General features: G+C 69.0%; 19 protein-coding genes and 2 pseudogenes. 10 read left to right on the top strand and 11 right to left on the bottom strand.

Going from position 1 to position 21,797, the window contains the following annotated elements; all coding sequences use genetic code 11:
• The first annotated feature begins 857 nt into the window (after positions 1-857).
• On the top strand, positions 858-1,031 hold the full coding sequence (locus GV126_RS37260) for an Hsp20/alpha crystallin family protein (protein WP_328707322.1): 174 nt from the start codon (positions 858-860) through the stop codon (positions 1,029-1,031).
• 87 nt (positions 1,032-1,118) lie between these two features.
• Here the strand turns inward: GV126_RS37260 and GV126_RS03165 are convergent, their stop codons facing one another.
• The 3 genes and pseudogenes from GV126_RS03165 to GV126_RS03155 all read right to left on the bottom strand — a co-directional run.
• Positions 1,119-1,496: a hypothetical protein gene (locus tag GV126_RS03165; protein ID WP_159662481.1), complete on the bottom strand. Its 378-nt coding sequence runs from the start codon at positions 1,494-1,496 to the stop codon at positions 1,119-1,121.
• On the bottom strand, positions 1,493-1,876 hold the full coding sequence (locus GV126_RS03160) for an STAS domain-containing protein (RefSeq protein ID WP_159662479.1): 384 nt from the start codon (positions 1,874-1,876) through the stop codon (positions 1,493-1,495). Before GV126_RS03160 ends, GV126_RS03165 begins: the two co-directional genes overlap by 4 nt.
• A 183-nt stretch (positions 1,877-2,059) precedes the next feature.
• A pseudogene (locus tag GV126_RS03155) lies at positions 2,060-2,206 on the bottom strand (Hsp20/alpha crystallin family protein); the annotation flags it as partial.
• A 617-nt stretch (positions 2,207-2,823) separates the two neighbouring features.
• Here GV126_RS03155 and dnaK point away from each other — a divergent pair.
• From dnaK to GV126_RS36190, 3 genes and pseudogenes are all read left to right on the top strand, one after another.
• Complete coding sequence (dnaK, locus tag GV126_RS03150) at positions 2,824-4,692, top strand: molecular chaperone DnaK (RefSeq protein ID WP_159662475.1); 1,869 nt, start codon at positions 2,824-2,826, stop codon at positions 4,690-4,692.
• Between the two features lie 318 nt (positions 4,693-5,010).
• Positions 5,011-6,630 carry a chaperonin GroEL gene (gene groL / locus GV126_RS03145; protein ID WP_159662473.1) on the top strand — a complete coding sequence of 540 codons (1,620 nt, stop codon included), beginning with the start codon at positions 5,011-5,013 and terminating at the stop codon, positions 6,628-6,630.
• Positions 6,631-7,529: 899 nt separating this feature from the next.
• A pseudogene (locus GV126_RS36190) lies at positions 7,530-7,727 on the top strand (cold-shock protein); the annotation flags it as partial.
• Positions 7,728-7,948: 221 nt separating this feature from the next.
• Here GV126_RS36190 and GV126_RS03135 read toward each other — a convergent pair.
• Entirely contained in the window at positions 7,949-8,287 is a 339-nt protein-coding gene (locus GV126_RS03135) for a DUF6233 domain-containing protein (RefSeq protein ID WP_159662469.1), read from the bottom strand.
• A 45-nt stretch (positions 8,288-8,332) separates the two neighbouring features.
• Here GV126_RS03135 and GV126_RS03130 point away from each other — a divergent pair, with 45 nt between their 5' ends.
• The gene (locus GV126_RS03130; RefSeq protein WP_159662467.1) at positions 8,333-8,530 is read left to right on the top strand and encodes a hypothetical protein; all 198 of its coding nucleotides are present in this window, start codon (positions 8,333-8,335) and stop codon (positions 8,528-8,530) included.
• A gap of 179 nt (positions 8,531-8,709) precedes the next feature.
• Here the strand turns inward: GV126_RS03130 and GV126_RS03125 are convergent, their stop codons facing one another.
• Entirely contained in the window at positions 8,710-9,000 is a 291-nt protein-coding gene (locus GV126_RS03125) for a hypothetical protein (RefSeq protein ID WP_159662465.1), read from the bottom strand.
• A 149-nt stretch (positions 9,001-9,149) separates the two neighbouring features.
• On the opposite strand from GV126_RS03125, the gene GV126_RS03120 reads away from it, so the two are divergent.
• Entirely contained in the window at positions 9,150-9,854 is a 705-nt protein-coding gene (locus GV126_RS03120) for an HNH endonuclease family protein (RefSeq protein WP_159662463.1), read from the top strand.
• A gap of 132 nt (positions 9,855-9,986) precedes the next feature.
• Here the strand turns inward: GV126_RS03120 and GV126_RS03115 are convergent, their stop codons facing one another.
• Both GV126_RS03115 and GV126_RS03110 read right to left on the bottom strand, forming a co-directional pair.
• Positions 9,987-11,933, bottom strand: coding sequence for an ATP-binding protein (locus GV126_RS03115; protein ID WP_159662462.1), 1,947 nt, complete (start codon positions 11,931-11,933; stop codon positions 9,987-9,989).
• Between the two features lie 59 nt (positions 11,934-11,992).
• A complete protein-coding gene (locus GV126_RS03110; protein ID WP_159662461.1) occupies positions 11,993-12,178 on the bottom strand; it encodes a hypothetical protein in 186 nt (61 codons plus the stop codon).
• A gap of 141 nt (positions 12,179-12,319) precedes the next feature.
• Between GV126_RS03110 and GV126_RS03105 the strand changes: the two genes are divergently transcribed.
• Positions 12,320-12,853 carry a hypothetical protein gene (locus tag GV126_RS03105; RefSeq protein ID WP_159662460.1) on the top strand — a complete coding sequence of 178 codons (534 nt, stop codon included), beginning with the start codon at positions 12,320-12,322 and terminating at the stop codon, positions 12,851-12,853.
• Between the two features lie 79 nt (positions 12,854-12,932).
• A complete protein-coding gene (locus GV126_RS03100; RefSeq protein WP_236569853.1) occupies positions 12,933-13,583 on the top strand; it encodes an endonuclease VII domain-containing protein in 651 nt (216 codons plus the stop codon).
• A gap of 21 nt (positions 13,584-13,604) precedes the next feature.
• On the opposite strand, the gene GV126_RS03095 is transcribed toward GV126_RS03100, so the two are convergent.
• Complete coding sequence (locus tag GV126_RS03095; RefSeq protein WP_159662458.1) at positions 13,605-13,820, bottom strand: hypothetical protein; 216 nt, start codon at positions 13,818-13,820, stop codon at positions 13,605-13,607.
• A 167-nt stretch (positions 13,821-13,987) separates the two neighbouring features.
• On the opposite strand from GV126_RS03095, the gene GV126_RS36185 reads away from it, so the two are divergent.
• Positions 13,988-14,530 carry a hypothetical protein gene (locus GV126_RS36185; protein ID WP_202036272.1) on the top strand — a complete coding sequence of 181 codons (543 nt, stop codon included), beginning with the start codon at positions 13,988-13,990 and terminating at the stop codon, positions 14,528-14,530.
• A gap of 254 nt (positions 14,531-14,784) precedes the next feature.
• Here the strand turns inward: GV126_RS36185 and GV126_RS03085 are convergent, their stop codons facing one another.
• Positions 14,785-16,350, bottom strand: coding sequence for a helix-turn-helix domain-containing protein (locus tag GV126_RS03085; protein ID WP_159662457.1), 1,566 nt, complete (start codon positions 16,348-16,350; stop codon positions 14,785-14,787).
• A complete protein-coding gene (locus tag GV126_RS03080) occupies positions 16,347-16,634 on the bottom strand; it encodes a hypothetical protein (RefSeq protein ID WP_159662456.1) in 288 nt (95 codons plus the stop codon). Before GV126_RS03080 ends, GV126_RS03085 begins: the two co-directional genes overlap by 4 nt.
• A gap of 160 nt (positions 16,635-16,794) precedes the next feature.
• Here GV126_RS03080 and GV126_RS03075 point away from each other — a divergent pair, with 160 nt between their 5' ends.
• Positions 16,795-17,580, top strand: a complete 786-nt coding sequence (locus GV126_RS03075; protein WP_236569852.1) for a hypothetical protein — start codon at positions 16,795-16,797, stop codon at positions 17,578-17,580.
• A gap of 1,161 nt (positions 17,581-18,741) precedes the next feature.
• On the opposite strand, the gene GV126_RS03070 is transcribed toward GV126_RS03075, so the two are convergent.
• Positions 18,742-21,240 (bottom strand): DEAD/DEAH box helicase, encoded by a 2,499-nt coding sequence (locus GV126_RS03070; protein ID WP_159673263.1) that lies wholly within the window; start codon positions 21,238-21,240, stop codon positions 18,742-18,744.
• Positions 21,241-21,797 lie beyond the last annotated feature (557 nt).

The raw sequence follows: 21,797 nt of genomic DNA, 5'->3' as shown, positions 1-21,797 counted from the left end.
TGAGCACGCTCGCCCGTGCTTTCGCGCTGGGATTGGGACCCGGTCCGGCAGCCCCACGAGTCCATCAGCCGGCAGGGCAAGCGACGGCGCCCGGCAGCATCGAAGGCCCTGACCGCCCGGGCGTTATCAGGACCTCGTACGCCTGGGGAACCTGACGCGGCCCCGACGCCAGAGCGCGGGGGCCGCGGACTGCATCCGTCTACGCATGCGCGAGTCAGGACGACCAGCCCGGCTACTCCGGCTCTCCACCGTCGGCCTCAAACACCTTGGTGAAGGTGGCACCGCACCGGCAGCGCGAGTACTCGATCAGTTCACCCTCTTCGGACACGCTCAGCCCCTGGCTGAGTCGCACATGCACATGATCACCCATGGGGAACTGCTTTCCTTGCCGCTTGTCGTCCGCCTCATCGTGAGCACTGGCCGCGCCCGCTGGCAATGCCGCAGCTCACATGCTTCACGACCGCGACCCCGCGCTTCTTCATGCGGTCGGGGCCGGCCATGCCGCGAAGCAACATCGGGAATAGCCTGAACGTGACGGAAGGTACCTGTGTGCGGAGATGGAACGATGACGCTGCCTGTGCGACGCGGAGGGCCCCTGGCTGAACGGCGGTTCCCGGGCTGGGACACGGAGCCTCTCGCCGAGTTCAGCGACCTCTTCGGCAGGATGGGGACTCTCCTGGAGTCCACCATCGGCGGTGCCATGGGCCCCATGGCGGAGGGCATGGCCTGGTCGCCGCTGGCGAGACCGATGACGCCTACCTTGTCGAAGTCGAGGTGCCCGGCGTCAAGCGCGAGGACCTCGACATCGAGATGACCGAGCGCGAACTGACCATCACCGGTGAGTTCAAGGAACGCGCATGCTGCGCCGCAGCACCCGCAGGACCGGCCGGTTTGAGTACCGCGCCGCGCTGCCCGGCGACATCAACCCCGAGAACGTCGAGGCCACCCTCGACAGCGGTGTGCTGACCGTCAAGGTGCCGAAGGCGGAAACCACCAAACCACACCGCATCGAGATCACCTCGGAACGCTGACCCCAGCCCAGGCAGTGAGCTCTGCCCCCGTCCGGGCGCGAGCCGTACGGGGGCAGAGCGAGATGTAGTGCGGAACCGACTGGCCGGTCAGGACGTTTCCGTGGACGGCTGCCCGGTGCGCGCGTGAGGTTGGGGGTGGCCGGCGGCGTGCAGCATAGGTGCGGTGTGCCGCTCGGGGCGGTGACCGCCTTCGGCCGGTACGCGACTGCGCGGCCCTTCGGCGTCGGGCAGGGGTACGGGGCGGCGGGCCACGAGGCGCCCGACCCAGCGCCGGCCGCAGTGTTCGCAGGGCGGCGCGCCCTGCGGGGTGTACGGGGAAGGGACCACCATGTTGTCGCGGTAGAACACCTCCCACTCGGCGTCGAGGGCGTCCTGGTAGCGCTGCACGTCGTAGTCGACGCTCCAGCGGTGCCAGCACGAGCCGCAGGTGAATTCGACACGTTCGACGGCAAGTTCGGTGATCACGGCACGGCACCACCCATCCGGTTGGCGACTGTGGTGCGGGGCGCTGTGAGGGCGGCCTCGAGGGAGGGGTAGACGGGCAGGGCTTGGGCGAGTCCGCTGTCGCGCAGGAGCCGCTCCACGCGCCCTTCGGGGCAGACCAGGCGCAGCTCCCCCTGGTCCTCTTCCAGCATGGCCCGGACGGACATCAGGGCAGCCAGGCCAGCTCTGTCGGCCCAGGTCAGCTCGGACAGGTCCACGATCAGGTTCAGCAAGTGCCGGTGCTTGGCGGTGACGGCGGCCACGTAGTCACACAGCTCGCGGGCCGTGGTGGTGTCCAGGGCCCCTTTGATCTCCGTCACGGCCCAGCCGTTCTCCCAGTGGGAGGCGAGGAACAGAGCCATGGTCCTCACTCCTGCCGCTCAGCGCACGCTGCGGGCCACCGCACGTGCAGCGCTCAAGCGTTGCGACGGCCCGCAGCCATGTCGTCGATGCTGCGGTCTGCTGTTGTCTACCTGTATTCCCTCCTGACGAGCCGCTTCTTCCGCTTGCTTTCGGTGTGGGGCGGGCCAGCTCTCGATCCGCTGTCACTGCGCGCCTTTTCGGTAGATCTCGATGCGGCGGGGCTTGGCCTCCTCCGCCACCGGGATATTCACGGTGAGCAGGCCCGCGTCGTAGTGGGCGGTGATCGTCTCCGGCCCGAGCGAGTCACCCAGCAGAGGCTGGCGGCTGAAGCGCCGTGGGGCCGCTCGGCGACGAGCAGATCGGCCCTCTGCCTCCAGACCCCGAGAGCCCGGAAATGCCTCCGACAACCCCTATACTGCCGCCAGCAAACCTTGACAAGACTAGACTCAAGTTTTATCTCATGAACTGAGGCAAGCTAAGGGTGAAGTCGCAGCTCGCAGCAGGCGAGGAGGTGAGGCAATGCGGGCGCTGAAACCGCTGAAACCAGGGCGCGGACCTGTATGCGGTGCTGGGACGGAGCCCTCAGCGACAGCCGAGTTGATCACCTCTGCTTTCCGCGCCCAGGTGCGGGAGCTGCGCCCCCACTCGGGTGGACGCGGCCACCGCAGAGCGGTTCGGCGAGGTGCGAGCGGCGTACACGAAACGCTCCGCGATCCGGCCCTGCGCCCGGCCTACGACCAGACCTACCGGAGGACGGCCGAGCGGGTATACGACCCCGGCCCTGTCGCCGCACGGACGACCCGGCCAGCGCCGCGTTACCTCGTGGTGCTGGGGTGGCCCGTCCCGAGCCTCCGCTGCGGGCCGCTCCCGTCCGGTGGGAGCGGACATTGCGATGACGCCCTGTCCGGAAACGTGAAGCAGAGCATGGGTGAGGAGGGAGAACCAGATGGCGCGCTCGGTCGGCATCGACCTGGGCACGACGAACTCGGTCGTCTCGGTCCTCGAGGGCGGTGAGCCCACGGTCATCACGAATACGGAAGGCGGGCGGACCACCCCGTCGGTGGTGGCGTTCGCCAAGAACGGCGAGGTGCTGGTCGGCGAGGTGGCCAAGCGGCAGGCCGTGACGAACGTGGAGCGCACCGCGCGCTCCGTGAAGCGGCACATGGGCGATCACAGCTGGCGGTTCCCGGAGCACGGCAGCATCGACGGCAAGCGGTACACGCCCCAGGAGATCTCCGCGCGCGTGCTGCAGAAGCTGAAGCGGGACGCGGAGGCGTACCTGGGCGAGGACGTCACCGACGCGGTGATCACCGTGCCCGCGTACTTCGACGACGCCCAGCGGCAGGCGACCAAGGAGGCGGGCGAGATCGCGGGCCTGAACGTGCTGCGGATCATCAACGAGCCGACGGCCGCGGCGCTGGCCTATGGGCTGGACAAGGAGAACGACCAGACGGTCCTCGTCTTCGACCTGGGCGGCGGCACCTTCGACGTGTCGCTGCTGGAGATGGGCGAGGGCGTCATCGAGGTCAAGGCCACCAACGGCGACACCCACCTCGGCGGTGACGACTGGGACCAGCGGATCGTTGACCACTTGGTCAAGCAGTTCAAGAACCACTACGGCGTCGACCTGTCCAAGGACAAGATGGCGCTCCAGCGGCTTCGCGAGGCGGCGGAGAAGGCGAAGATCGAGCTGTCCTCCTCGTCGGAGACCACGATTAACCTGCCCTACATCACCGCGTCCGCCGAGGGCCCCCTGCATCTGGACGATAAGCTCACGCGGGCCCAGTTCGAGCAGCTGACGTCCGATCTGCTGGAGCGGTGCAAGGCGCCGTTCCACAACGCGATCAAGGATGCCGGGATCAAGGTCTCGGACATCGACCACGTTGTGCTGGTCGGCGGTTCCACCCGGATGCCGGCCGTGACCGAGCTGGTGAAGGAGCTGACCGGCAAGGACCCGCACAAGGGCGTCAACCCCGACGAGGTCGTGGCCGTCGGCGCCTCGCTCCAGGCCGGCGTGCTCAAGGGCGAGGTCAAGGACGTCCTGCTCCTTGACGTCACCCCGCTGTCCCTGGGCATCGAGACCAAGGGCGGCATCATGACCAAGCTGATCGAGCGCAACACCACGATCCCGACCCGGCGTTCGGAGATCTTCACCACGGCCGAGGACAACCAGCCCTCGGTGACGATCCAGGTCTACCAGGGCGAGCGGGAGATCGCCGCGTACAACAAGAAGCTCGGCATGTTCGAGCTGACCGGCATCGCGCCCGCCCCGCGCGGAGTGCCGCAGATCGAGGTCGCCTTCGACATCGACGCCAACGGCATCATGCACGTCGCCGCCAAGGACCTCGGCACCGGCAAGGAGCAGAAGATGACTGTCACCGGCGGCTCGGCGCTGCCCCGGGACGACATCGACCGCATGGTCCGCGAGGCCGAGCAGCACGCCGAGGAGGACCGCAAACGGCGCGAGGCCGCCGAGACCCGCAACCAGGGCGAGCAGCTCGTCTACCAGACCGAGAAGCTGATCAAGGACAACGCGGACAAGATCCCGGCCGACGCGAAGAGCGAGACGGAGACGGCGCTGGCCGACCTGAAGGAGAAGCTGAAGGACGAGAGTGCGGACACGGCGGCGATCCGGCAGGCGATCGACCGTACCGCGCAGGCCGCGCAGAAGATCGGCACCGCCCTGTACGAGCAGTCGCGGGCCGAACAGCCTGCGGGCGCGGCCGGGGCGTCCGCGGGTGGGACGTCCGGCGGGGCCGAGGAGGAGGTGGTGGACGCCGAGATCGTCGACGACGACAAGCCGGAGGCCGGCTGACGATGACCGGGAGCGGGCCGCAGCTGCGGCACCTGATGGAGGCGCGGATCCCCGACCTGCAGCGAGTGAGCGCGAGGAACCCGCTCGGCGGTATTCGGACACTCCTGCGTGCCCCGGAACAGCGGCCGCTTGCCCAGGAGCATGCCAAAGTGCTACACGAGGAATTGGCACTCTCACATCTAGAGTGCTACCGGCTGGGTCGGGTGACGTGCTCGTGCGGCCGTGAGGGAAACCTCTGGTCGTGCGGGTGAACGTCGCGGGCGTCACCCCGTCCACCGTCATCGACTTCAAGGATTCGATGCGGAGGAGACCGTACCGATGACTGCGAAGATCATCGCCTACGAGGAGGAGGCGCGCCGTGCCCTGGAGCGCGGCATGAACCAGCTCGCGGACGCCGTGAAGGTGACGCTCGGCCCCAAGGGCCGCAACGTGGTCCTGGACAAGAAGTGGGGTGCCCCCACGATCACCAACGACGGCGTGTCGATCGCCAAGGAGATCGAGCTTCAGGACCCGTACGAGAAGATCGGCGCCGAGCTGGTCAAGGAAGTCGCCAAGAAGACGGACGACGTCGCCGGTGACGGTACGACCACCGCGACCGTTCTCGCCCAGGCCCTGGTCAAGGAGGGCCTGCGTAACGTGGCCGCCGGTGCCAACCCGATGGCTCTCAAGCGCGGTATCGAGAAGGCCGTCGAGGCCGTCTGCGCGGCCGTGCTGGAGCAGGCCAAGGAGCTGGAGACCAAGGAGGAGATCGCCAACACCGCCGCGGTGTCCGCGGGCGGCGACCGGATGATCGGTGAGCTGATCGCCGAGGCCATGGACAAGGTCGGCAAGGAAGGCGTCATCACCGTCGAGGAGTCCAACACCTTCGGTCTGGAGCTGGAGCTCACCGAGGGCATGCGCTTCGACAAGGGCTACATCTCCCCCTACTTCGTCACCGATACCGAACGCATGGAAGCGGTCCTGGAGGACCCGTACATCCTGCTGGTCGGCTCCAAGGTCACCGCAGTGAAGGATCTGCTGCCGCTGCTGGAGCAGGTGATGCGGGAGAGCCGGCCGCTGCTGGTGATCGCCGAGGACGTTGAGGGTGAAGCGCTGGCGACGCTGGTCGTCAACAAGATCCGCGGCACCTTCAGGTCGGTTGCCGTCAAGGCCCCGGGCTTCGGCGACCGCCGCAAGGCCATGCTCGGCGACATGGCGGTTCTCACCGGCGCCACGGTCGTCTCCAACGAGGTCGGACTGAAGCTGGAACACGCGACCCTGGACGTCCTGGGCCGGGCCCGCAAGGTGGTCGTCACCAAGGACGACACCACCATCGTGGAAGGCGCCGGTGACCCAGCGGCGATCGAGGGCCGGATCAAGCAGATACGCACCGAGATCGAACGCACCGACTCCGACTACGACCGCGAGAGGCTGCAGGAGCGGCTGGCGAAGCTCGCCGGTGGTGTGGCCGTGATCAAGGCCGGCGCCGCCACCGAGGTGGAGCTCAAGGAACGCAAGCACCGCATCGAGGACGCCGTCCGCAACGCGAAGGCCGCCGTCGAGGAGGGCATCGTTGCCGGTGGCGGCGTGGCCCTGCTCCAGGCGTCGGAGAAGGCGTTCGAGAAGCTGGAGGTAGACCACGAGGAACGCACCGGTGTGGAGATGGTCCGCCGCGCGCTGACCGCCCCCCTGCAGCAGATCGCCTGCAACGCCGGCCTGGAGGGCGGCGTCGTGGCGGAGAAGGTCCGCGCCCTGCCTGTCGGCCACGGCCTGAACGCCGCGACCGGCGAGTACGTCGACATGCTGGCCGCCGGCATCATCGACCCGGCCAAGGTGACCCGCTCGGCAGTGCAGAACGCCGCGTCCATCGCCGCGCTGTTCCTGACCACCGAGGCCGTCATCGCCGATAAGCCCGAGGAAAAGGAACCGGCTGCCGCCGGGGCCAGCGCAGAATTCTGAACGCCGCCGCGTTTCCGGAGACGGACCGAGGCGGGTGCCGGTGGCCGCAACAGCAGGCCGTCGGCGCCCGCCCACCGGCGCCCATCGCTACCCCGGGGGGAACTCGTGCGGCATCGGTCTGGCCAGGCAGCTGCCGTTTGGTGCCCGCACGATGCAGGCTGACGGATGCCCGACAGACTGGCGTCGTGACCGACCACCCCGCCCGCCTGGAACCTGGCACAACAACCCCGCGGCCCCTCTCGGGCCGCCCCACCCGAGAAGCAGGACGGCGCAACCTCGCCCCTCCTCCGTCAGCGAGAGCGAGCGGCGTCGCACCCACTCTCACCTGCGCGGTGCACAGCCAGGCGCACCCCGCCGGGTGCGCCTGGCTGTGCTGAACGCCTCCGTAGGCCAGGAGAAGAGTGCGGGGCATGGCCGAACTGACAGAACGCGAACACGCCTGCTGCTCCTGTCCGTGCGGCTGTGGGGCGACACCCATACTGGGAGACCGCACCTTTGGCGCCGACGACGCGCTCCGACCTCCGCAAGCTGGCCGGCACCCCAGAGCCGTCCGAGCCGCGTGACCGGACGCCTCGGTCGACCACGAACACGAGGTTCGACACTGCGCCTGCTGTTGCGCGGCCCGAAGGAGCATCCCTACGTCCGCGCAGATCACCACGCGGTTCCTCCGTGGTCGGCCCCGCTGACATCCCCGTTGCGGCCGCTTTTGTCCATGCCCCTTGGTCGCAGCGCATGCCACTGGCCGCTTGATCACAGCTCAGCGAGGCCCATTCCCCAGACGAAGACGGCGGTGCTCGATTGACGTTCGGAGAGCCGGCCCGACGGGGAGACCTCCCGCAGAAGCGATGCGGGACGTAAGCCCGTGTGGCACCGCCGCGCGACGTCGTCAGGGGAGCAAAGTGGCCGAGGGCACGGTTGTCTGGTTCAACTCCGAGAAGGGTTATGGCTTCATCAGACCAGATGGCGGCGGTCCGGATGTGTTCGTTCACTACTCGAGCATTCAAATGAGGGGCTACAAGACTCTGGATGACGGCGATCGGGCCTCCTTCGCTATCGAGCACGGCCCGAAGGGCCCCCAGGCGACTCACGTGACGCCCCTTGGCACGCGAGGGGCTGTCAGCTCTGGTTGGCAGCAAGGCACTACTCCCGTGCCGGCGCGGCTACCGTTGGCCGTCCGACTGTTGCCTGTACTGCTGCCTGTGCTCCTCGTCGGCTTTGTTGCACTGGTCACGCTGTTCGGGTAGCAATCGCCGCCGCAGCAGAAGCAGCCGGCCAAGAAGACCGCGAAGAAGAGCACGGGCCGCCGGCCGCGCAGCGCCTAACCGTCGAGGAACCCCAGCTCGCTGTCGGGCTGGCAGTGGCTGCACGGCTCGACACCCTCCGCGAGCGCCCGCAGCGCCACATCCCGCGGCACGCCCCGCCACCGCTTGCCCGCCATGTGGCAGCCGCCGACGTGGACCGCGACCGGGGGCGAGTCGCGGTTGAGACCGCGCTCGATGACCCACTCCGGCACCGGGGGCCGGGCCTGCTCGCCGCGCTGCCGCTCCTGCTCCCGCCGCTCGGCCGCGGCAATCTGCTGCCGGACCCGGTCCAGGGTGAGGGCGAGCCAGGTCTCCAGAGTGCGGAGGCGTGGCAGGTCAGGCGGCAGATCGGTCACGCGTTCGATTCTAAGGGTGAGGCGGGCCCCTGCCATCCTGAGGGCATGCCCATCGAGCGCTACCACCTCACCCTGACCGCCGACGGCCGTGCGGTGGTGCAGGGCCGGTGGGCCGCCGAGACGACCGCGCGGCGCAAGTTCTCCGGCTGGATCGGCGAGTACGGCAACCTCCCCGGGGCTCGCATCACCCTGGTCGACGAGGAGACCGGCGAGACGTTGACGACCTGGCCGGAGGAGTCCTAGCCGTCTGCCAAGATGCGGATCATGGCCTACCGCCCGTACCCGGTCCGCGGCCGCGCCCTGCGGCAGATCATGCGCCGGCACCGCAACGAGATCCCGGCCCGTCTGCTGCCCCCGGCGGCCCGCCCCTGGGATCCAGAGCACGCTCCCGTGTACCGGCTGTCCACGCGACGCCCTTCGGGTCACTCGTCCTGAGGCTCGGGCGGCTCGGGGTGCCGGGCGGCCTTCTTCACGCCGGCCTCCACCTCGGTGCGTGACTGTCCCTCCGCCTGGGCGTGCTCGGTGACGGCGGCCTGGACGTCGCGGGCGAGGTCACGCCAGGCACGCCAGGCGGTCTCGTAGGTTGCGGTCTGCTGCTCGCTCCACGCCACACGAGTGGGCGGCCCGTACTGGTCCCGAAGCTGCTGAACCTGCGCGTGCGCCTGGTCGGCTGCGCGCTGCATCTCCACGAGTTCTTCGAAGGTGTGTGCCACGCGCGGATCCTAAGCGGGCCTTGAGAGGGGCTGGTCATCCGGCGTGCCGCTCGATCGGGTAGAGCAGCCGCCGTTCCCGGGCGCGTCGGAGCCCGGGGCCGCTACGAAGATCCCGACCTGTCCGGGATCTTCGAAGGGACCCTCGTCCGATGCGTTTGGCCCGCACCGCGGCCGCGGCCGCCGCTCTCGCCGCCCTGCTCCTGCCCACCACCGCCCACACCGCCACCGCAACCCCCCGAACCGCCGGCGCGGCCACCGCACCGCTGCGCGCACCGGGCCAGACCATCACCCTGCCCGTACGCGACGCTCTCGCCCAGCTCCCGGTACGCGCCGAGGACCGCACCGGGTACGTGCGCAGCAAGTTCAAGCACTGGATCGACGCCGACCACGACGGCTGCAACACCCGCGCCGAGGTCCTCAAGGCCGAGGCGGTCGTCGCACCCGTGCAAGGCGCGAACTGCACGCTGACCGGAGGCCGCTGGTACTCGCCCTACGACGACCGCTACATCGACGGCGCCCGCGGCCTGGACATCGACCACCTGGTGCCGCTGGCGGAAGCCTGGGACTCCGGCGCCTACGAGTGGAGCGCGAAGGAGCGGGAGGCCTACGCCAACGACCTCGGAGACGACCGCGCCCTGATCGCGGTGTCCGCGGCGTCGAACCGGTCGAAGGCCGACCAGGACCCGACCACGTGGCTGCCGCCGGCGGCAGGCTACCGATGCCAGTACGTCACCGACTGGGTGGCCGACAAGACCCGCTGGGGCCTGAGCGTCGACGCCGACGAACAGGCCGCCCTGGCACAGACGCTGAGCAGTTGCACGGACGTGCCCGTCACCGTGACGCTGGCTCGGTAGCAGGGCAGCTGACAAGACAATGCTGGTCACGCCTCGATGGTGAGGGTGTAGGTGTCTTTGACTTTCACTTCGGCGACGGCGCGGCCTTCGGGGAAGACGGCGCGCCAGTCGCCGATGACGTGGAGTTCGTCGTCAGGCGCTGTCGTCTTCCCGGCTGGCTAGAAGGGGGACAACGTCAGCGTCTGCGTGAACACGTTGCGCGTATTCGATGCTGCGCGTCTGGTCGGACGCATAGTCCAGCCGTTCCCGCTGATTGCGCAGTCGTTCCTCACAGGCGTCGATGATCGCTCCCCAAGTGACGATGCGGATGGTCACCCGGGCATCGTTCTTGACATAACCGTCCGGGTACTGCCATTGCACAACATCGTCGATCGAGTTGCCGACGAGCCAGAATTCCCAACGGGTCTCGTCATCGTGACGGTAACGCTCGTCTGTGGTGACGGCATATGCGTAACTGTTGATCTGGGCGACCTCCTTTTCGGAGAGCACCGTGCGTGGCCGCTTGAGCTCAACGACTAGATGCTGCTTCGTGCGGCCAGCGCCTGAGACGCAGGAGAGCAGGAGATCCAGTCGGCCGCTCGTTCCGTTGTGCAACTGGACCTGCTGCTGGGGCACCGCCCTGCCTTCCAGGCGGGGGAGATGCCGGTTGAGTGCCTTCGTCAGCCCGATCTCGGACACGGCGTGGCTGTACTCGTCGCCGAAGATCCACAGCTCCTTCTCGAGCATGCGGTGCAGCTGGTCCTTCTCGCGCAGGGTGTACCGGGTGTCGAACTCGAACAGCAACTCGCGCAACGTGTTCAGGGCGTCAATGCGGTCGACGGTCTCCGCATTAGCGGCAATCAGGTTCGCCAGAGGGGTGCGGTCGACCAGATCCTCCAGCCGTTCTTTCTGAGGGCCCGAGAGTCCAAACAGCTCATCGAGGACCTTCGGCATCGCGGCGGGCTGGCGCCGCAATGCTTCGCGGAGCAGCACCATCTGGGTACGGCGTGCTGCCCTCGGCCCTTTGAGCTGGCGGCTGATGAGACTGGCTACCTCGTTGAATGTCTCCCGTTCAGCCTCTTCGACCGGACCGCTCGGCTTTCCGCTGTAGGGGTAGATGCCTTCCAAAATCCACTGCTGTACCAGCTTTCGCGTTCGCTCCCGCTCCTGTTCGCGGAAGTAGGCGCGAAGCCGGGCCCGCGCGGCCTTCACTGTGGCACCGAGCAGAGAATCCGAGTGTTCGAACTCTCCTTCCAGCAGGTCGTGGTCAGTCAAGTTCGCAAACTTGTCCCACAGCACGTAGGCAGTGAAGTAGAAGTCAGGGGCCTGAATCTGAGCCAGTAGCGTCACTCGGTGCACGCCGACGGCGTCGCAGATGAGCAGCTCTCGCCGCGGGGGCTTGTTCTTCCACTCCACGATACGCAGGAGAGGCCCTGGGCCACCAGTGTCGATGTCGATGTCCAGTTCTTCCTCGAACGGATCGCCCTGGATGGCCTCGCTCGGATCAAGAGCGGTTCCGCGCCACCACACGGTCGCAGTGGGGTACTTGCTCAGGTACATAGCCAGCCGACTGGTCAGCTCTTCCCGGGCCCTGTCCGCAGTGAGGCGCTGCTTACGCAGGGCTTCTCCGGTAACTCGCACGACGGTGCCAGGCTTCGATGATGAGGCTGGCACACGCTCATCGACGTCGAAGTCGCTGTCCCCGTCCTGGAAGCGAATGACGACCTCGCTCCTGCCACCGGGACCATCGGACACGGAAGTCCACATGGCGCTGGATCCCAGAGCGAGCACCCGGAAACGCCCGTAACCGTGGCGGCCATGCAGCTGACGGCCGCTCTCTGTGCCTGACGCCGTTCGCTTCCACGAGCCGCCCATCCCCTTGAAGGCGGACTCGACAGTCGCTGGCGGAATGCCGTGTCCGTTGTCACTCACGACGACTGCGTGCACGCCATTGAAATCATCGAGCTCCAACTCGATGTGCACCTCGGTCGCGTCAGCATCAAGGCTGTTCCAGACGAGCTCCTCCACAGCTCCCAGCGGATCCGTGCGGCGGGCAACCTTCTCGATGAAGTCAGGGCGCACTTCGACAGGAATCCGCATAGGCCAAGCATGTCACGCACTCTGGCTGGCCATCTACTGAGTGAGGATCACAGCCTGCCCTACCAGCGCATGCCGAGCGCGTCGAGGTCGTTGCGTCGTTCCACGGCGAGCCAGGCGACCGCTTCGATCGCTAGCTTCCGCACCCGCTGCTGCGCCTCCGTCTCCCACTTCTTCTTGAGCCGCGCCTGTTCGTCCTGGCGATCCCGTTCCTGTCTCGCCTTGTCGATCGCGTCGTCCAGCGCCATAGGACGACGGTAGCCACGGGCACCGACACCCAGACCCGCTTGACGGCAGACCAACCGGAAGGTGACCCAGCGCGTTTGGCGCGAAACCAGATCAACGGCACACTGCCACCCACTGCTCCATCCACAGAGAGGCAGGAACCAATGACCGACCTGCACGACCGCGCGGCCGCAGTCCTCGGCACTGAAGAAGGACGCGTCCGCTGGCCCTACGGAATGAGCCCGATCCACCCCAGCGAGAAACGCAAGGACCCCGAAAGGTACGAGCAGCGTCGCGCCCAGCGGCTGGCTGGTCAGGAAGCGATGGTGTCCTGGGCGGAGCACTACGGCCTGAAGTACAGCGAGGCCGGCTGCTGCCCGTTCTGGCTTCAGGGCAAGACCAGCCGCCGCTGCCGCCCCTACGGCCCCCACGCCAACCGTTGCACCCGATACGGCACCCACGTAGACCAAGACTGGCTGGACCACGCCGTCGGCTGGCTGAAGGGTGGCCGGCCAGCGGTCCTCACGTCCGCGCCGTACGGCTTGGAGTACATCACCGAGGCTCCGGAACGCCTGGCCTACTGGCAGCAGGAGGACCCGCGGCTGCAGGTGGTCCAAGGCACGGGCTGGTACGGGCATGGCACGACGCAGATCGTGATGTGGCGCACCGACATCCTCGATGAGGTAGCACCAGCCTGACGTCTTCCACGGGGGCCGCCCCCAGATGGTTGCTGTGGCCTGCTGTTCCCAGGAGCGTGTCCGCCGGGAAGATGACTCCATGCCCAACCCGAAGCGCACCCCGCGGCCACGGCCCGACCCCTTGGCCGCGCTCGTCGAGGCCGCAGTCCAACGACAGGCCGGCAAGGGCTCCTGCACGCCAGACAGCCTCGGCATCCGCGACCAGCGGTACGCCAGACGCCCGCTGGACGGCACAGACGGCTACCACCTGTGGAGCCCCATCCGTGGCCTCGACACCGCCTACTGTTCCCACTGGCGCAGCCACGGCCCCAATTCCTGGCGCGAGGAAGAATTGACCCCGCCCGTGCCCGCCACCCAGATTCCGCCCGACCAGCGGTGCGGCAACTGGAAATCACCCCGCTACATGCCCCGCCCCTGGATCGGCCCCCTCCCGGAACAGTGGCCCGGCCCGAAGATCCCCCGCTGGTATGCGTGGTGGCGGCTCCACGACCTCCAGGACGGCACCTGCGCCACCTGTGACGCCCCCGCGTACGCCATCGACCACGACCACAACACCGGCCTGGTCCGCGGACTGCTGTGCGTCTCCTGTAACCACCGGGAAGGGATGTGCAGCCACCGTGCCCAGTACGGAAAGCACCCGGGTGTGCCGTGCTTCCAGACGTACTGGGATCATCCGCCGGCTGGTCCGCTGCACTGGATGTACGGGAAGTCGTCTCTTTCGGCTGTCTGAGGCAGGTGGCGCAGGCCGGCCCTACGCGGCGCCGCGGTGTGCGGCCTCGTCCGGATCCCCCATCGGACGGGTCAGACCGTCATCGGTCACCAGCCGGCGCTCCGGCGCCGTCGCGTCCAGCTCCCAGTAGTACAGGCACTCCTCGCAGCGGACCCCGTCGACCAGGACCTCGTCCTCCGCGTTCGGGCAGTCCGTGCCGTCCCCGCGTCCCGCGCATGCTTCCCTGGTATCCCCCATGCGTTCGACCGTGCGCCGCACCGGACCGCCGACGGCAGGGAGCCTGCGGGGCGCACAGACGCTCAAGACCGGCACAACACCCGACCACCCCCAGCAGCCCCACATGAGCAGAGGAAGGATCACCGGAACGCACCCCGCGCCGACCGCTGCCTGTGCACACTGCTGCCATGCTTTCTACCAAGACCACCGTGCAGCCCTACCCGCCCGGCACCCAGTGGACCTTCACCACCCGCCGCGGCACCTACACCCAGGACGCGGAGCTGATCCTCTGCCCCGAACCCGACGGCAGCAGCATGTCCGACGACTACCTACCCGACGAGATCAGCGCGCATGAGCTGTGGCGGATGTGGGTCGACCGATACGCCGTCACCTACCACCAGCGCTACCCAGAGAAATACCGGGTCGGCGAAGTCCCGATCTTTTGGACTGTCACGTCTGGCAGCGGCGTTTTCGAACAAGCACCCCACAGCGCCCACGGCTTGTCCGAGGACTTCCTCACCCACTACACGCACCCGGTGCACGCGGAGACCGGGGAGCGGGTGAACTGGATGCGGCTGCCGGTGATGGACCGCGGTTGGAATGGGACGACCGCGGACAAGGGCGGCTTCATCCAGGAGGCAACCGGCTGGAAGCCGTCCCCGTTGCAGCCGACGATGGACTTCATCCAGATCGGTCGGGCAGCCGGCCTGTACGTGCCGGATCTCGGCTAAGAGCCGGGGGAACGTGCCCGCGGGGGCACTGTCGTGCCTATGGGCGTCTCGGCACGTTGCCCAGTGTGGGGAGCGGGCGCGGCCGGGGAAGCGGGTCGGCAGGGCGGTCCACGCAGCCGCCCTGCCGCCCGGAGCCTACCGCCTCACCCTCCGCGCCGTAGGATCTCCGCCCATGGCCGCTGCCCGTCGTGCGCTCCGCGCTGGCCCCCGCCCGCCCTGCACGCGCCGGCCGCCCCACCTGTCCGCTGAGGTGATCACGTGCCGGCCGTGAGGGTGTAGGTGTCTTTGACTTTCACTTCGGTGACGGCGCGGCCTTCGGGGAAGACGGCGCGCCAGTCGCCGATGACGTGGAGTTCGTCGGTGCCCATGGCGCGGACGACGGTGAGGCCTTCGTCGTAGGCCTTGAAGGCTTTCATCCAGAGGTTGGCGAATGCCTGGGAGCGGATGAGGTGCATCCAATCCTGGCGGTAGATCTCGCGGTTGTAGTTGGACTCGCCGAGGGTGGAGACGAACTTGGAGTACATCGCCTTGACGTACTCCAGCGTCACCTCGTCGCCCTGGCTGATGGCCTTGTCCCGGGCGTCCTTGAGCAGGATGCGGAACTTCTCCAGCAGGGTCTCGGTGGCGCCGGATGTCCATGATTCGTGGATGACGGGCGGGTCGCACAGACCGTATTTCGGGCCTGAGAGGCGCAGCAGCTGGCGCAGGGTCGGTTCACCGACCCAGACCGGGCCGGGCTCGTCGCGGGCCCCGATCGGGTTGGGCAGCACCGCCTGGTGCTCCCACGCGGGCGGGGTGATCAGGTGGAAGCCGGAGCGGCGCCGGTCGTGGGTGTTGCCGCTGGTGTGCTCCAGCTGCCCGAGCGGCAGCCACGTCTTGAGCGCGGACAGGTAGGCGCCGTTGATGTCCAGCGCGGTCACCTGATGCTCACCGGGCGGAAGCTCGGGACGGGTCCACTTGGGGCGGGCCTCCCAGATCTCGTCCGCGCCGCGCGCGGTCTTCTTGCGCAGGATGTCCGGCAGCCACGGGTGCGCGACGATGTCGTACCGGCCTCCTTTGCGGGTCGCGTCCAGCAGTGCCATGGCGTCCGGGATCGCCCGTTTGACCAGCGCGGCCGTGGCCGCTTCGACGTCGCCGGAGTGCTCGGCGAGCGCGGCGGCGACGGCCTGGCCGATCAGGTCGGGAGTGTCGGCGGCCTGTACCCGCCGCCCGACCGGAGCAAGACGCACCCCGCCACGGTCATCGGCGCCGGGCCGGGCGGGCCGCGGGCGCCGCGCCGGGGGTTCCTCACCCGCCGCGCCCGCGCCCGGGTCGGTGTCCGGGGCCAGGTCGGTGGTCGTGGGGGTGGGCACGGTGACGGTGGTGACGGTGGCGTTGCATTCGGTGGGGTCGAGGTGCTGCGGGTAGCCGGCCACCGCGTACCGGGCGGGCAGCCCGCACAGCACGCACGGCTGCGGCTCGGCAAGCTCCGCCTGGTCCTGTTCCTGGTCCAGGTCCTGGTCGCCGTCCGCTTCCTGTTCCTGCACGGGTGCGGAGGGTTCGGCCTGGGCTGCGTCGTCCTCGGCGACGGTCGCGCGGGCGCGGATCTTCTCCTCGGCCTGCCGCAGGAAGTAGGCGTACTTCTCGCGCGTCTGGCCGCTGGGGTCGCGGCCGGCCTCCCACCCGCCGAGCGTCGACGGGCTCACACCGAGGGCGCGGGCCACCTGGGCGCGTGACAGTCCCACGTCCTCCCGTAGCCGGCGCCGCTGGCCGGCCGGTGGCAGCGGGACCGGTTCGGGCGCGGACGCCAGCAGCGCGTCGATCGCCTCGAAACTGCTCATCGCGGAGCCTCCCCCTTCGCGCCCTTCGGCCGCTTGGGACGCACCGGCAGGCCGGCCTTGGCCAGCCAGTCGTACAACGTGCGCGGGCTCACCCCGGCTTCCTCACGGATCCGGTTGCGGGAGGCGCCCAGACGGGCGGCCTGAACGGCGGCGTGCTCCACCGCGGCCTGCGCGTCGGCAATGATCCGGTCGCGCTCGTCGGCCGCCGCTTTGACGGCCCGCAGGGCCTCGGCCTGACTGCGCAGTGCCGCCGCCCTCTCGTCCTCGGGGATCACGTTGGTCATGGCACACAGCATGCCAGAAAAAACCCTCCGGTGCGAATCATTGCACTCAAGGATGGTTACATTCGTTGCGTGGGGGGGCGGCGGCGCGGGAGCGGACCAGGCCGGAGCTTGCGCCCCTGTGCGCCGGGCGTGGCCCGCCGATGCGCGGGACGATGGAGCCGTGGGCGCGCAGCATGAGGACCAGGAGCACGGCATCGATCCGATGCGGTCGTCGCTCACCGCCGACCGCGCCCGTCAGATGACGGCCCACCTGCGCGAGGCGATGGACGACGTCGGCCGGTCCGTGGCAGTGCTCGCCGCCCGGGTCCGCCAGGCGCACGCGGCCCGCGTCTGGATCCCCCTCGGGCATCGCAGCTGGGCGTCGTACTGCACCGCGGAGTTCGGCATCAGCCGCGCCCAGGCGTACCGGCTCCTGGACGTCGCCCGCTCCCTCACCGCGATCCACGGCGCCGTCACCGCCCACGCCGAGGGGTCTCGCACGCGAGACACCGGCCCGGCCGCCGCGGCCGCGCTCGACTACGGCCTGTCCCAACGCGCCCTGATCGCCGTTGCCAGCCGCGCGGACGATGTCTCGGAGCTGATCACCCGCCGCCTCGCCACCCTCGCCCACAGCGGCCCGAAGGCGCTCGACGTGGCCACCGTGCGCGCCGTTGTCCGCCAGGCCGTCCGCGACGCCCGCACCGCACAGCCTCCACCACCCGCTGACCCGCCGACCACCCCCACCATGGCCGCGCTGCGCGCTGCCGCCGCCGACCTCTACGCCAGCGCCCACGCAATCGGTGAGCTGATGCTCGAAGTTGCCCCGGCCTACCTGTCCGACACCGAGGCCGCCGACGTCCTGGCGCTGCTGTGCGAACAGATCGGCGAGCCCCTTGAACACGGCCTCGCCGCCCGCCGCTACGCGATCTCCGGAGACCCCCGCGCCCTGCACGGAACCGTCCTGTGACCGCTGCTCGTCCGCGGACACGCAGCGGCCGGGCACCCCTTCCCCTGGATCCTGAGCCGAAGCGCTGTAGGTGTCACATCGAGGCCCCACTGACCTGTGGTTTCGATCAGGTGAGGCACGGTGGTTGTCACCAGCGGCGCACGAAGCACAGTGGGTGTCACTGACTCACAGCCGCTTGAGCTGCACGGTGACCACGATGTCAGCATGGCGCACTCCCTCCGGCAGTCCTGGTAACGACATATTCCGGCCACTTGGAGCGGCAATTGGGCCATGAGCGCCGACAGCTGTACCCCCGATCATCACAGCTGGAGGTACGGGCGTGTCCTTGGGGGGACAGGAAATCACCCCTGGTCAGCGTTCGTTCGCCCGGCCTCGGTGGTGCCTAGAAGGGCAGCAGTTGCCCCCTGACCTGGGCTTTTGTGGGCTTTTGCTCGCGCACGGCGCCAGAATGGACCCGGCTGAGGCGGCACTGAGTACGCCACAGCGCAACGCTGTGCCCACGTGCACGACAGAACCAGGTCGGCCGCAGAGATGGCCTGGTCAACGAAAGAAGAGTCGTTCGGCCGGATGCTTGCCTGCAGGGCCGAACGACTCCGCTTCGGAACCGTTTCCCTGCTCAAGAGGATGGAGGCTCCTATGCCGGAGTCTAGGAGCGAAGGCCCCGCATCTCGTCTCGAGTGCTCACGGCGGCTTCGCGTAGCACTGGCCCGTCGTGTCCGCGTCGTCTTTGACAGCGCACTCCGCGGCGTTGGATACGCCGCCGGCACAACGGGATTCGCCCTGCTGTGGGTGTGGTGGCAGAGCCATAACTGACCGGTACCGTCGATGCCGGGCTCTCGGTCACGACGGAGGCCGGGGCCGAGAGCCAACCCACGTCTCAATCTCAATGGGACTCGTTCGCAGCGGCCGCCGAGCTCGCTGTCACCTGCGGGCTGGCATTACGCGGTGGCCACCCCCCGCTGGCGCGAACACTGGCCGCGGAGGCGGCTGAGGCCGACGACGACACTGAGCGCTGGCACGCGAAGGTGGCGGAGCTCGCAGCCCTGGGCCCGCAGCCCTTCGGTGACAACGAGCCTGCCTATGGGACAACTACCGTGCTTCGGCTCAGCCGGGCATCCGGTCCCCCGGGTGCCCGGCTGTTGTGGTTCTCGGTGCTGTGCTCTACCAGCGCATGCCGAGGGCGTCGAGGTCAGCCCGCCGCTCGGGGGTCAGCTTGTCGGCGCGGCGGCGGGTGTTGTCCAGGAAGCCGCCCAGCTTGACCGGTGTCCCGTCGATGATTTCGACGTGCTTGCGGGCCGGTCGCAGATGGCCCTCACGGGCGTGGAACTGCCGGGCCGCCGCGATGTTCAGCCGCCACTTGTCGTCCCGGCTGGGCCGCGCCGGCACTTCTTCGGCGGGTGCCGGTTCCAGCCCGAGCGTGGTCTCCAGCAGCCACTGCTGGGCGGGCTTGAGCTTGTCCCACCCGTGCCGCTGCGCCGTCGCCCACGCCCCCAGGTCCTCGCCTTGGACGATCAGTTCACCGCCCGCCGTGGGCAGGGTGCCGCCGGCCTCGACGTGGGCACGGGCAAGCCGGAAGCACCGCTGCCAGGCCACGTCCCACCCCAGCGGGCACCATCCCGGGTCGATGGCTTCCAGGGCCTCCAGACGGCTCTCAGGCATCTCCCCAGCAGCCACCGGCACGTTCTCCCCGGCCGCGCGTCGTTCGGCGTTCAGCAGGGCTTTGCGGGCCGCTGCGCGCTGGTTCTTGGCCCATACCCCGATGGGGAACCCGCCCTCTCCCACGGCGGTGGCGGGCGGCAGGAAGTGCCCGTGCTCGGCCGCCCACGCCCGCGCCACGGTCAGCCCTTCCTCGAACGCCACATCGTGGTGGGACCAGACCATGCCCAGCGCCTCCAGCTCGGCCACCCGCTCCGCGTCGAGGGTCCCGGCGTTGTAGTAGCGCCGCTGGTCAGCCAGCCACACCCCCAGCGGAAACCCCGCGCCGGCCCCCTCGTCCGACGCCTCGCGCTGCACAACGCAGTCATACGGCACCCGCAGCTGGTCGGCGCCGGTCTCGCGCAGCCAGTGGGTGGCGGCCTCGATCCCGCGCCGCCAGTAGGCGTTCTCCGGGTCGACCACCCGCAACCTGACGAACTGCGCCAACACGGCCGGGTCGCGCGGTTCGCTGAAGCGCAGCAGCCCGGCTGCGCGCTCGCTCACCCACGCCTCGGCGTCCTCGTCCTCCTGGTCCTCGTCCCTGTCCTCGGGCTCACCCTCGCCGCCGTCCTCGTCCTCGGCGCCCTCGCGCCGGCCGCTGCGCCGCCGCGGGTCGGCCAGGGCCTCGATGGTGTCCGTGTCATGCGCCCGCAGCGCCCCGAGGACCTTCGCGAGGGTCCCGTAGGCCTCGGAGGTCAGCATTTCCTCGCCGTCCTCACCGGGGCCAAGGAATACCGGCACCACCAAAGACGCCAATTTTCCCTCCCCCGGCTTCATCCGCAGGGCACGCCCGACCATCTGCACGATATCGACCATGGAGCCGCGCGCATCACAGAAAGCGACCGCATCGCACTGTGCAGTGTCGACGCCTTCCCCGAGCACTTTGACGGAACTCAGGATCCGCACCGCGGCCGGGATATCAGAATTCCCGCCGATGAAATCGGACGCGAATTCATCCAAGACCTGCCGCCGGTATCCGGGGGCGTGTTCTCCGTACAGCCAGTCCGCCCATACCCGGTCGGCCGGCGGGTACTGGTCGGGGTCGTCGTCGGCCAGCCGCTTGGCGGTGGTGGCGATCCCGGCCGCCATGGCCTCCGCTTCGGCGACCCGGCTGTGGAAGGCCAGGATCCGCCGCAGCCGCTCCCGCACGGCCGCGGTGAGCAGTCCGGTCTGCAACGCGGCCAGGCGTGCCCCGCGCACCGCGTCCGACGCCGCGGATTCCGTCTCCAGGGCCGCGAACAGCTCCGGGTCGCGGATGTCCAGGCACACCACCTGATAGGGCGCTACCAGGCCCCGCCGGACCGCCTCACTGAGCTTGAGTTTGTACGCGATGGGGCCGAAGACGGGGGAGTCCTCGTCCATGCTTGCCACCAGCCGCGTCGTGTCGCCCTCGGCCTCCCAGACACGAGGCGTGGCGGTCATGTACAACCTGCGCTCCGCCGGCACCCGCGCCTGGTCGTGCACGGCCGCCCACGGCTTCCCAGCGTCCCCACTGGTCCGGTGGGCCTCGTCCACGACCATGAGCGACCACACCGGCAAACCCGCCGCGTGCGCGCGCTGGAGGATGCCCAGACCCACCGCGGCGTAGGTGGCGAACACCGTCACCGTCTCCAGGTCCCGCGTCCAGGCGATCAGCTCGTCCGGGTCGGTGGTGCAGGGCAGACCGTCGCTGTCCTCGGCACGCAGCGAGCACACGCCGACCATGGCGCCCCGCCGCCCGCCCTGACGCCATGCGCCGGCCATCTGCGTCAGCAGGTCCAGCGTGGGCACCAGGACCAGGACCCGGCGCGCGGAAAGCCGCCGCGCGGCTTCCACGGCGATCAGGGTTTTACCCGATCCGGTCGCGGCGATCACCTGCGTGCGCAGGCCCCCGGGAGGAATGCGTCCCCCGGGCGGAGTCTGGAGGTGACGCATAATGCCGTCGACCGCTTCAACCTGATGCGGAAACAAGTTCATCTGCGGCATGGCCACGCTTTCCGCCTCGTGTCCTGTCGAGGCTTTCTGTGGTGGTGATTCCCGGGCTTCTCGGTGGGGTGCTGTCCCGCCGCCTCGGCGGGTATGGAAGGCGGGCCGGGCGGGGGAGAGGTGGGGTGTGCTGAGCCCAGATTCTATCCGGCTACGGCAGATGACGCACACGAGTGGAGGATGTCCCGCATTGGTCGGCTGGATCGGGTCCGTGCCGGGTATCTGGTGTGCTAGTATTCCAACTGTTCGGCCCCATCAAGGGGACAGTTCCAAGGTTCCCTGCTACTCGGGTCACTGACCGCCTGTCACCCCAGGTCTGGGTCGGCTGGCCTGTCCCTCCCATGCGTCCACCACCTCCCAACTCCTCGCTGCTGCCGTGTCAGGTCCGCGCGGAGCGCGGGCCGTTGCCCGGAACGGGGCGCGGAGCGGCCCGAGCCGGGCCATGAATTCACGCGGAGCGGGAATTCCCATGCCGCGCGTGAGCGCGGCCCCGGAACGGAGTTCCGGGCTCATTCCGCGCTTGCGCGGAATCCGCCGCGTAGCGGCGGCGCGTCGTG

The sequence above is a fragment of the Streptomyces mexicanus genome, assembly GCF_902506575.1.
GTDB classification, from domain to species: Bacteria; Actinomycetota; Actinomycetes; order Streptomycetales; family Streptomycetaceae; genus Streptomyces; species Streptomyces mexicanus.
This window is presented reverse-complemented; position numbering and strand designations above follow the sequence as displayed.